At 65.5% G+C, this 10,937-nt stretch carries 9 protein-coding genes; 3 read left to right on the top strand and 6 right to left on the bottom strand.

The genetic code is table 11. The annotated features are described in order from the left end of the window. Nucleotides 1-4: 4 nt before the first annotated feature. From KHC27_RS21705 to KHC27_RS13725, 3 genes are all read right to left on the bottom strand, one after another. Nucleotides 5-445, bottom strand: a complete 441-nt coding sequence (locus KHC27_RS21705) for a transglutaminase-like cysteine peptidase (RefSeq protein ID WP_246519917.1) — start codon at nucleotides 443-445, stop codon at nucleotides 5-7. Continuing rightward, a complete protein-coding gene (locus KHC27_RS13730; protein WP_213339937.1) occupies nucleotides 408-1,142 on the bottom strand; it encodes a metallophosphoesterase in 735 nt (244 codons plus the stop codon). The genes KHC27_RS21705 and KHC27_RS13730 overlap by 38 nt, the downstream gene beginning before the upstream one ends. Before the next feature lie 325 nt (nucleotides 1,143-1,467). After that, nucleotides 1,468-1,881 carry a hypothetical protein gene (locus tag KHC27_RS13725; protein ID WP_213339936.1) on the bottom strand — a complete coding sequence of 138 codons (414 nt, stop codon included), beginning with the start codon at nucleotides 1,879-1,881 and terminating at the stop codon, nucleotides 1,468-1,470. A gap of 930 nt (nucleotides 1,882-2,811) precedes the next feature. Here KHC27_RS13725 and KHC27_RS13720 point away from each other — a divergent pair. Together KHC27_RS13720 and KHC27_RS13715 are read left to right on the top strand one after the other, a co-directional pair. Then, complete coding sequence (locus KHC27_RS13720; RefSeq protein WP_213339935.1) at nucleotides 2,812-3,570, top strand: polysaccharide biosynthesis/export family protein; 759 nt, start codon at nucleotides 2,812-2,814, stop codon at nucleotides 3,568-3,570. Nucleotides 3,571-3,749: 179 nt separating this feature from the next. Continuing rightward, entirely contained in the window at nucleotides 3,750-6,053 is a 2,304-nt protein-coding gene (locus KHC27_RS13715) for a GumC family protein (RefSeq protein ID WP_213339934.1), read from the top strand. A gap of 88 nt (nucleotides 6,054-6,141) precedes the next feature. Here the strand turns inward: KHC27_RS13715 and KHC27_RS13710 are convergent, their stop codons facing one another. Next, nucleotides 6,142-7,197 carry an NAD-dependent epimerase gene (locus KHC27_RS13710; protein ID WP_213339933.1) on the bottom strand — a complete coding sequence of 352 codons (1,056 nt, stop codon included), beginning with the start codon at nucleotides 7,195-7,197 and terminating at the stop codon, nucleotides 6,142-6,144. 201 nt (nucleotides 7,198-7,398) lie between these two features. Here KHC27_RS13710 and KHC27_RS13705 point away from each other — a divergent pair, with 201 nt between their 5' ends. After that, nucleotides 7,399-8,898 (top strand): phosphomannomutase/phosphoglucomutase, encoded by a 1,500-nt coding sequence (locus tag KHC27_RS13705; RefSeq protein ID WP_213339932.1) that lies wholly within the window; start codon nucleotides 7,399-7,401, stop codon nucleotides 8,896-8,898. A gap of 51 nt (nucleotides 8,899-8,949) precedes the next feature. Here KHC27_RS13705 and kdsA read toward each other — a convergent pair whose 3' ends face one another. Continuing rightward, a complete protein-coding gene (kdsA, locus tag KHC27_RS13700) occupies nucleotides 8,950-9,789 on the bottom strand; it encodes a 3-deoxy-8-phosphooctulonate synthase (RefSeq protein WP_213339931.1) in 840 nt (279 codons plus the stop codon). A 46-nt stretch (nucleotides 9,790-9,835) separates the two neighbouring features. Then, nucleotides 9,836-10,873 carry a KpsF/GutQ family sugar-phosphate isomerase gene (locus tag KHC27_RS13695; RefSeq protein ID WP_213339930.1) on the bottom strand — a complete coding sequence of 346 codons (1,038 nt, stop codon included), beginning with the start codon at nucleotides 10,871-10,873 and terminating at the stop codon, nucleotides 9,836-9,838. Nucleotides 10,874-10,937: the final 64 nt, after the last annotated feature.

The following is a 10,937-nucleotide window of genomic DNA, read 5'->3' as shown; positions in this document are numbered from 1 at the left end:
GGGCCTATCCCACCAAGCCCACCCTCAGTAACGTGGCCTGAGGACGACGCTTACCGAAATCTTCGCAGTCGCCTGCATCGACCGGGTAGCTCCAGACATCGACGTCGCCATCCGGTACCTCGCGGATGGCGGCATTGACCTCCCGGTTCACCTGGTTCAGTTCCGCCCAGCTCTCCGGCGTGAGCTGCACCGGCGGGAACGGGCGGGTATCGCAGTCGGCGGGATAACGGCGGCAGAAATCCACCCAGCCGTCGGGGGGGCGATGCGGCCTATTTCGACCATCGGGGGAAAAGCGGTCTGGGCGGGTTGCGCGGCAGACGGGCCGGAGAGAAGGATCGAGCCAGGAAGGGCGACAGCGAGGAGGATGGCGACGTGCGTCCTCAAGAAACCCCTCGAAATCGCTCTCATCATGTCTCCGGGCTGGTGAGCAGGAACATGTCGGCATCTTCCACAACCAGACACGTCAGTTGACCGCTGTCATAGGCGCCCGTGTCGATGTTGATCCTATTCGGGCGAATGTCAACGGCGGGCACGACCGTGTGACCGTGGACGACGTAGCGGCCGAAATCCTCCGCCGAATTGAGGAACTCCTCGCGTATCCAGAGCAGATCTTCCACGCGCTGTTCGTCGAGCGCGACGCCGGGTTTGACGCCGGCATGGCAGAAGAAGAACCTCTCGGTCATCACTCCGAGGCGCAGGGACTTCAGATAGTCGAGATGATGCGGCGGCATGGCCCAGCTGAGCGTCTCCGCTGCCGTGTCATACCCCCGGCCAAGCATGGTCTGTGTCGTCGCGATGCCATAGGAACGCAGGGTCTCGTGGCCGCCATGCTTGCACCAGTTGCTGTTCTCGCGGGGCTGGTCGAGGAAACCGAGCAGCATCTGCTCGTGGTTTCCCAGCAAGCCGACATACGGAACCGCGAAGGGGCGGGGACCCGAGAGGAAATCGAGCACCGCGCGGCTGTGCGGGCCGCGGTCGACGACATCGCCCAGCGTGATGACCAGCGCGCCTTCGCCGCCATGCGCCTCGACATCCGCCGCTATCGAGCGCGCCACCTTTTCGAGCAGGTCCATTCGCCCGTGGATATCGCCGATCGCATAGATCCGCCGCGCCTCGTGAGCGTTCAGCTTAAGATACGACATCCCGAAGACTTCCTTCCTGACCGATGCAGCGCCGACCGAACCGGACGCCGGCGTTCGAAGCCGGGATTCCGCGCGCGCTGTCGGGAACGGCGTCGCATGGCTGCATCTGGCGGACGAATGTCAGCATTGCCGCGCCAAAGCGCCATGACCCGTGCCGCAGTACGGAAAGACCCCCCGGCCGTGGCCATATGAGCAGGCGACTCATCGGGGAGGCCCGACAGCGAACGGTCAGGTCATATCGGTATTCAAATCCCTGGACCAACCAAAAAATAAGGTGGCAGCCGCGTTGGCGGCCGCCACCTCGAAAAACCTCGACAAGCCGAAATCAGGGGCTGGTCGGCGTGCTCGTGCTGGAGTCGTTGCTCTGAGCGATCGCGACGCCGATACCGATACCACCCGCAGCCATGCCGCCGATGATCACGGACGTCGGGATGGCGGGGGTGCTAATCTGGGCCGTCGAGCTGACGCAGGGCGACGCATTCGCGACCGTCACCGCGGTGCCGACGTTCAGGTCGACGCGGCAGCCATCTTCATAGGACAGGACGGCCTTGCCGCCATTACGAACCAGAACGCGGTCGCCCGCCTTCAGGCTGGTCGCCGACGCCTGCTGGAAACCGTTGCCCGTGTTGACCAGGACCGGCCCGTTAACGTCGACCAGCGAAGCCCCGGCAGAAGCCTGAGCCACGCCTGCCACGACAAGCGCCGCGGCGATAAGCGAAGTCCTTACCCCAAACATCATGTGTCACCCTCATCCATCTCGTTGCGCCGACCGCAAGGCGCGACGCGCCCCATTGCACGGCAATCAGCCGAGACTCAGCTTAGATCACCGGTGCCTTACAATTCAACCATCTATTGCGCTGCACAAGGATCAATCTGGGTCTATGCGCCGCGCAAGGCGGATTTCACGACAAGCTGTTGCGCTCAGGCATCAGGTCTGGCCACTCCGTGCCGGCTTTACGTGACACGACAGATCATCTTGGTGCGACCGGCAGGATTTGCTTTGAATTCTGGGCAAAAGCCAAAGGTTGCCCCTGGGCCGGCCTGTCCGTGTCGCCCGCGACGAAGAACGTGCCGGGGAAGAAACGTGCCGGGCCGGCACCTGTGCCTCCCGTATCACGGTCTGTCGCCAAAGTCTGCTCCGCCGGACGTCTCCATTGCCGAAGGTCCGCTGCCGGCATTGTCCCGGGCCCTCGCGGGACCGGCGTGTCTGGCCGTCCCGGTGATCGGCCCGCGCCCCGGCGGCCGCGGGAACGAGGCCTTCGCATTCAAGGGTTTGGAGGCGATGCGGGATGAAAATGGCGCGGGCCGGCACAGGCGGGGCCCTCGCCCCGGGCGGGAAGCGGCGGTCGATGAGGCCGTCGCCAGCCCTTCTCACGCTGACGCAACGATATGGATGACCTGCGTGTCGATCCGTCCTAGAATGCGAGGAGAGTACGGCCGCGTGGAGCCGGGCTGTTTGTGGCTTTTTTTCACTTGCGCCGCTCTAGGCTGGATGCTGTGTTGCAGCATGGCGGGCCACCGGGCGCTGGGTGGTGCGGCGACTTTGATGGAACATTGCGATTTGTGGACCCGAGTAACGTCAACGTCGAGGCGCCTCCTGGGCGAAGGTCGTCGGTCGATCTACGTTGCATCGCCGGGTCGTCGCAGAGGTGAGTTGGGAAATCGGATGATGTTCGGGAAGCTCTTCGTCGCTCTGTCGGCGCTGGCACTCGCGGGATGTGCCGGGTCGGCAGCGAAGAGTAGCTCTTCGTCGCCGGGCAGCCGGGACCAGATGGCCTACGCGACGCCGGCGGAAGCGGCCGGCGGGGCGTCCGGGCGGGTGATCCCGGCCGCCGCGCTGTCGGGTCTGGTGCCGGCCTCGGTGAGCAAGCCCGAGGATTATCGGCTCGGCGCGCTCGACACGGTATCGGTCAATGTGTTCGGCGTTGAGGAAATGACCGGCGACTTCCAGGTGTCTCCCGCCGGGGCGATTTCCTTCCCGCTCATCGGCACCGTGCCCGCATCGGGCATGACCACCCAGCAGTTGCAGGCAACCTTGACGAAGAAGCTGGCGGCGGACTACCTCCAGTCGCCGCAGGTCAGCGTTGCCGTGAAGGACTACAACAGCCAGCGTGTGACGGTCGACGGCTCGGTGGCCAAGCCGGGCGTCTATCCCATCACCGGCACGTCGACCCTGTTGCAGGCGCTGGCGCAGGCGGGCGGACCGGACCGTTATTCCGATCCGCAAAGTGTGCTTATCTTCCGCAATGTGGGTGCGCAGCGCACGGTCGCGCGATTCGACGTGACCCAGCTGCGGGCCGGCAAGGCGGAAGATCCGGCGATCAAGGCGGGCGACGTCGTGGTGGTGCCGGAGAGCTCGATGAAGGTGGGTGCGCGTGATTGGCTGCAGTTCCTGCCGGTGGCGGGTCTGTTCGCAGCTGTTCTTTAACGTCGGCGGCTGGCTCGCGGGAGGCGGTGGGATGACCGTCTGGCGAGCCGGAAGTGCCTTGGGTGTGCATGGGCGAGGACGGTGATTTGAACCAGCATCACATCGATGACGGAGGCAGGGTCGTTCCGGTGCCGTATGGCCAGGGCGGTCTCCCGCACGCCGGCCATGCGCCTGCCTTTGTGCAACACGAGGCAAGCCACGAGCAGCAGAGCTCGTTCCTGAATCCCGAGATCCTGCAGCGCTACTGGCGCGTGCTGCGGCGGCGCACCCGGCTGATCCTGATGATCGTCGGGGTGTTCTGCTTCCTTGGCTTTGTCGTCACGCTGCTGATGCCGTCGTCCTATCGCGCCACCGTGACGCTCCAGCTTGAGCCGCAGGCGGCGAAGATCGTCAACGTCGAGGGCGTTCAGCCCGAGATGAGCAAATCCAACGACAAGGCGTTCTACGAAACCCAGTATGCCCTGCTGGAAAGCCGCTCCCTGGCGGAGCGGGTCGTGAAATCGCTGAACCTCGACACCTCGCCGGAGTTCATGGGCTCCGACAAGAAGGGCGGCGTCGGCGCGGTGATCGACGCGGTGCTGGGCAAGGGCGATGCCCCCGCCGAGCAGATGGACGAGAGCCAGCTGGCGCAGCGGCGCCGCAATGCGGTCGATCGTCTGCTGACCATGATCATCGTCACCCCGGAACGCAATTCCCAGCTCGTCGATGTGAGCGTCTCGGGGCGCGATCCCGCCATGGTGGCGCGCATCGCCAACGCGATCGGCGAGAACTTCATCTCCAGCAACCTCGACCGCCGGTTCGACGCCTCGTCCTATGCCCGTCGCTTCCTGGAGGACCGCCTTGCCGAAGTGAAGCTGAAGCTTCAGGAGAGCGAGAAGGAACTCGTCGATTACGCCCAGAGTGAATCGATCGTCGACACCAATGACGACCGCTCGCTGGTCGAGGCCAACCTCGCGGCGCTGAACGATTCGCTCGCCCAGGCGCAGGCCGACCGCATCACCAATGAGGAACTCTGGAAGCAGGCCGAGGCGACCTCCGGCGACGGGCTGGCCGAAGTCATCCAGAACGACACCGTCGGCAAGCTGCGCGAGCGCCTCGCCGCGTCGCAGGCCGAATACCAGCAGAAACTCAGCCAGTACAAGCCGGCCTTCCCGGCCATGGTGCAGCTGAAGGCCCAGATCGACGAGCTGCAGCTCCAGCTGATGGCTCAGGTCGACCTGGTCAAGTCGACGATCAAGGCCCGCTACGAGGCCTCGCTCAGCCGGGAAAAGCTGCTGGCCGACCAGGTCGACAAGCTCAAGTCCGACGTGCTGGCCCAGCGGGATCGTTCGATCCAGTACAACATCCTGCGGCGCGAGGTTCAGGCCAACAAGACGCTGTATGAGGGCCTCCTCCAGCGCTTCAAGGAAGTCGGCATCGCCGGCGGCGTCGGTCTTAGCAACGTGTCGATCATCGACCGTGCCGAACCGCCGCGGTTCCGCTATTCGCCGAAGCTCAGCCTCAACCTCATCTTTTCGGCCATGCTCGGCCTGATCGCCGGCGTCGGTGCGGCCTTCGGCCTCGAGATGATGGACGAGACGCTGAAGTCGCCGGATCAGGCGGAGGCGAAGGTCGGCCTGCAGGTGCTCGGCGTCATCCCGCTGATCGACACCTCGGCCTCGGTGCTCGACCTGATCGACAGCCCCAGATCCGACGTGGCGGAGTCCTACCGTTCGCTGCGAACGGCCATCCAGTTCGCCACAGCCGGGGGGATGCCGAAGAGCCTGCTCGTCACCTCGAGCCAGCCGGGCGAGGGCAAGACCACGACCACCTGGGCACTGGCCAAGGGCTTCGCCCAGCTCGGCTTCAAGGTCCTGCTGATCGACGTCGACCTGCGCCGTCCCTCGATGCATCGCCTCATCGGCGTGCCCAACACGGTCGGCCTGTCCGATTATCTCTCGGGCTCGAAGCCGCTGGGCGAGCTGATCCAGACCCCGTTCCCCAACCTGTCCTTCATATCCTCGGGCAGCATCCCCGAGGACCCGACCGAGCTGCTCGCCGGCGCCCGCATGACGAGCCTGCTCAGCTTCGGCGCCAGTCACTTCGACATCATTCTCCTCGACGGTCCGCCGATCCTGGAGATCGCCGACGCGCCGCTGCTGGCCTCGCTCAGCGAGGGCACGCTCATGGTGGTGTCGGCGAACATGGCCCGCCATACCGTCGTCCGTAATCGTCTCAAGCGCCTCCAGCAGGCCCGGGTGAAGGTGCTCGGCGTGGTGATGACGAAGTTCGACATGCGCAACGCCAACTCCTACTACTACTATTCCGGCTACTATTCGGGCGCCTACGACTACCACCCCGACATCGAGAAGGATGAGGGTTGGGCCGTGGAGAGCCTCGCCAAGCCGGACAGCGGGACGGAGAAGAAGGCCGAGGGCGATGCGGCGGTTCTTCAGACCGCGGAGGGCGAGCGGCCCGACGCCAAGGACGGCGACAAGGCCTGACGGCGCCATCTCCCGTCGCGGAGTGGCGCGGTGCGCGCAGCGTGTCGCGAAATGTAAGAAGGCGCCCCTTGGGGCGCCTTTTTTCGTGTCAGGGTTTCAACCGCCCCCGGTAGACCTCGCGATACCAGGCGGCGAAGGCGGCTATGCCCTGGCGGATCGGGGTACGCGGCGAGAAATCCACCGCTTCGGCCAGGGCCGTGACGTCGGCGAAGGTGGCGTAGACATCGCCCGGCTGCATCGGAAGCAAGCGCTTTTCGGCCTCGCGGCCCGCCGCCTCCTCGATCGCCGCGATGAGATCCATGAGCCCGGTCGGGGCGTTGTTGCCGATATTGTACAGCCGGTAGGGCGCCGACGAGATCGCGGGGTCGGGGCGCGCCGCGTTCCACGCCGGGTCCGGCGTGGCGACGCGCGGGATGAGGCGCAGGACGGCCTCGACCACGTCGTCGATGAAGGTGAAGTCCCGCTGCATGTCGCCGTTGTTGTAGACGTCGATCGGACGCCCCTCGTACAGCGCGTCGAAGAACCGGAACACCGCCATGTCCGGCCGGCCCCAAGGGCCATAGACGGTGAAGAACCGCAGCCCGGTGGTCGGAAGCCCGTAGAGATGGCTGTAGGTATGCGCCATCAGCTCATTGGCCTTCTTGGTCGCGGCGTAGAGGCTGACGGGGTGATCGACGGCGTCGCTCACCCGGAACGGCACGGTGGTGTTGGCGCCATACACCGAGCTCGACGAGGCATAGACGAGATGGGCGGTGCCGCTGGCGCGGCATCCCTCCAGTATGTTGAGGAAGCCGACGAGATTGGAGTCCGCATAGGCGTGGGGGTTGGTGATGGAGTAGCGGACCCCCGCCTGCGCGGCCATGTGGACGACATAGGCCGGCCGATGGCGATGGAACAAGTCCTGCATGGCGTCGCGGTCGGCAATATCCCGACGTTCGAAATGAAAAGCCGGATGCGGGGCAAGTTCCGCCAGCCTCGCCTCCTTCAGTGCCGTGTCGTAATAATCGTTGATGTTGTCGATGCCGACGACCGTGCTTCCCGCCTCCAGAAGACGTCGAGCGAGATGAAAGCCAATGAAACCGGCGGCTCCCGTGACGAAGATCGGCGTGGAGGAGGAGGAAAATATGGACGACGACGTGGGCATTTCATCAACCTTTTTATAAATGCAGCTATCATACGATTCCGCCCGAGCCGGAACGGCGCGGCGTCAGGGTGAGGGTTCGGGCCTTCCCGTCGCGCTGCTCTTTCCGCTTGGCCCGGCCGGTAGCCGGTACGCGGCAGACCCATGTCAGATTCCCGGCCCGCCCCGTGCGGGCGGCAAGAACTGGAAAGCGAATCACAAACGATGTTCCCGATTCCCCATCCGAGCCTTCTGCCCAACACCTATGGTTACGAATCCGAGCCGATGGTGAAGCCGACCGGTTTCCGCGAGTATGACGCGCGATGGCTCTTTACCAAGGAAATCAACCTGATGGGCGTTCAGGCCCTCGGCATGGGGCTCGGCACGCTGATCCACGAGCTGGGTGTGAAGCCCGAGATCGTCACCGGACACGATTTCCGGGGCTATTCCTCCTCGATCAAATACGCCCTCGTCACCGGCCTGCTGGCCGCCGGGGTGACGGTGCATGATATCGGACTTGCGCTGTCGCCGATGGCCTATTTCGCCCAGTTCGAGCTGGATGTGCCGTGCGTCGCGATGGTCACCGCCTCGCACAACGACAATGGCTGGACCGGTGTCAAGATGGGCGTCAACCGACCCATGACCTTCGGCCCCGAGGAGATGAGCCGGCTCAAGGACATCGTCCTCAACGCCCGGTTCGACCTGCGCGGCGGCGGCTCCTACATCTTCGAGCAGAATTTCCCTGATCGCTACATGCGCGATCTCACGACCCGGCCGCGCTTCTCCCGGCCGATCAAGGCCGTGGTCGCCTGCGGCAACGGCACCGCCGGTGCCTTCGCGCCGCGGATTCTGGAAGCCCTCGGCGTCGAGGTGGTGCCGCTCGATTGCGAGCTGGATCACAGCTTCCCGAAGTACAACCCCAATCCCGAGGATCTGGAGATGCTCCACGCCATGCGCGATGCCGTGCTGGCGAGCGGCGCGGATGTCGGGCTGGGTTTCGACGGTGACGGCGACCGCTGCGGCATCGTCGACGAGACGGGCGAGGAAATCTTTGCCGACAAGGTCGGCGTGATGCTCGCGCGCGACCTTTCCAAGCTGCATCCCGGGGCGACCTTCGTGGTTGACGTCAAGTCGACGGGTCTGTTCGTCACCGATCCGGTGCTTCAGGCCAACGGCGTGAAGGCGGACTACTGGAAGACCGGGCATTCCTACATGAAGCGCCGCGTCAACGAGACGGGCGCGCTGGTCGGCTTCGAGAAGTCCGGCCACTACTTCTTCAATGCGCCGGTGGGACGCGGCTATGACGACGGTCTGGTCTCGGCCATCGCGGTTCTGGACATGATCGACCGGAATCCCGGCAAGACCGTCTCGGAGCTGAAGGACGCGCTGCCGAAGACCTGGTCGTCGCCGACCATGTCGCCCCATTGCGCCGACGAGGTGAAGTACCCGATCGTCGACGCCGTGGTGAAGCACTTCCAGGGTCTGGCCGAACGCGGTGAACCCGTCGCCGGTCAGAAGATCCGCGATCTCGTGACCGTCAACGGTGTGCGGGTGACGGTCGAGGATGGCAGCTGGGGTCTGGTGCGGGCTTCGTCCAACAAGCCGGAACTCGTGGTCGTGGTGGAGAGCCCGGTGTCGGAGCAGCGCATGCACGACATCTTCAAGGCGGTGGACGGCGTGCTGCGCCAGCACCCGGAAGTCGGCGCCTATAACCAGACGATCTGACCGCTGCGGCTCCCCGGCCGGATGGCCGGGGAGCCTTTTCCCCAAAGGCCGTCAGGCGGCCTCCTTGGCCACCGCGTCGAACGCCTTGAGCCGGGCGACCAGCGCCTCGAAGGCCGAGAGCGGCACCATGTTCGGGCCGTCCGAGGGAGCGTGATCGGGATCGGGGTGCGTCTCGATGAAGACGCCGGCCACCCCGACGGCGACGGCCGCGCGGGCCAGTACCGGGACGAATTCGCGCTGGCCGCCGGAGGAGCTGCCCTGTCCGCCGGGCTGCTGGACCGAATGGGTCGCGTCGAAGATTACCGGCGCTCCGGTCTGTTCGGCCATGATGGGCAGCGCCCGCATGTCCGAGACAAGGGTGTTGTAGCCGAAGGACGCGCCGCGCTCGGTGACGAGGACATTCGGGTTGCCGCTATCGGTCAGCTTGGCGACAACGTTCTTCATGTCCCACGGGGCGAGAAACTGGCCCTTCTTGACATTGACCACGCGGCCGGTCTGGGCCGCGGCGACCAGAAGGTCGGTCTGCCGGCACAGGAAGGCCGGAATCTGGAGAATGTCGACCACCTCTGCCACCGCGGCGCATTGATCGATTTCGTGCACGTCGGTCAGCACCGGCATGCCGAAACGTTCGCGAATCTCGGCGAAGATCGGCAGCGCCGCCTCGAGCCCGATTCCGCGGGCACCCCGTGCCGAGGTCCGGTTGGCCTTGTCGAAAGAGGTCTTGAACACCACGCCGATCTGCTGGCGACCCGCAATCTCATGGATCGCGGCGGCGCATTCCAGGGCGTGATCGCGGCTCTCGAGCTGGCAGGGGCCGGCAATCAGGGCGAGAGGCAGCGTGTTGCCAAAGCGGACATTGCCGACGGTGACGGTACTGAGGGCGGCTGTCATTCCAGCTCCGTAGCGGTGACGGGAAGATGTTCACATCGGGCCGGCGCTAGGCCACGCCCGCGCCCAACAGGTCATGGACGTGGACGATGCCGACCGGGACGTTGTCCTCGACCACGAACAGCACCGTCACCTGGCGGCGGTTGAGGATCCGCAGCGCGGAACTCGCAAACTCGCCCGGCGCGATCGCGAGCGGGGAGCTGGTCATGATGGTCTCCACCGGCCGCGCGAGCAGGTCGCCGCTCATGTGCCGGCGCAGGTCGCCATCGGTGACAATGCCCACCAGCCGGCCGGAGCCATCCAGCACGCCGCAGCAGCCGAAGCGCTTGCTGGTGATTTCGATCAGAACATCCGCCATCGGCGTGCCGAGCTGGGTCAGGGGCGTCATCTCACGCTCATGCATGAGATCGCGGACCTTCAGCAGCCGCGCGCCCAGCTTGCCGCCGGGATGGAAAACGTGGAAGTCGGAGGCGCTGAAGCCGCGGCGCTCCAGCAGGGCCACGGCGAGGGCGTCGCCCAGAGCGAGCTGCACAAGGGTGGAGGTGGTGGGAGCCAGCCCGTTGGGACAGGCCTCCGTCACCTTCGGCAGCGCCAGCAGGATGTCGGCCGCCTTGCCGAGCGTGCTTTCGGGCCGCGAGGTAACCGCGATCAGGGGAACCGAGAACCGGCGGGCATAGCGCACGATCTCGCCGAGTTCGGCCGTTTCGCCGGACCATGACAGCGCGACCAGCACGTCGTCGGCGGTCACCATGCCCAGATCGCCATGGGCGGCCTCGGCGGCATGCAGGAAGAGGGCAGGGGTGCCGGTGGAGGCGAAGGTGGCGGCGAGCTTGCGGCCGATATGCCCGCTCTTGCCCATGCCGGTGACGATGACGCGGCCACGGGCGCCGAACAGGGCGTCGAGCGCCGCTTCCATCGCCGGCCCGAGCGGGCCGTCGAGCGCCGCGTGAAGCGCCTTTATGCCATCGGCTTCGATATCCAGCGTACGCCGGATCGCCGCCAGCGAGGATCCGGGTTCCGCGGGTCGCGATGTCGGCGCGCTGTCCGCCGGAACTCGGCTGTTCGGTTCGCTGATGTGCAAAGCCATGCTCGAATATCCCCAGACATGCTTACCGCCTGGTCAGAGACGTCAGCACAGGGTGCATAGGAGC

The organism is Ancylobacter lacus, from assembly GCF_018390635.1.
GTDB classification, from domain to species: Bacteria; Pseudomonadota; Alphaproteobacteria; order Rhizobiales; family Xanthobacteraceae; genus Ancylobacter; species Ancylobacter lacus.
The sequence above is the reverse complement of the archived record's forward strand: the minus strand, read 5'-3'. Positions and strand labels throughout refer to the sequence as shown.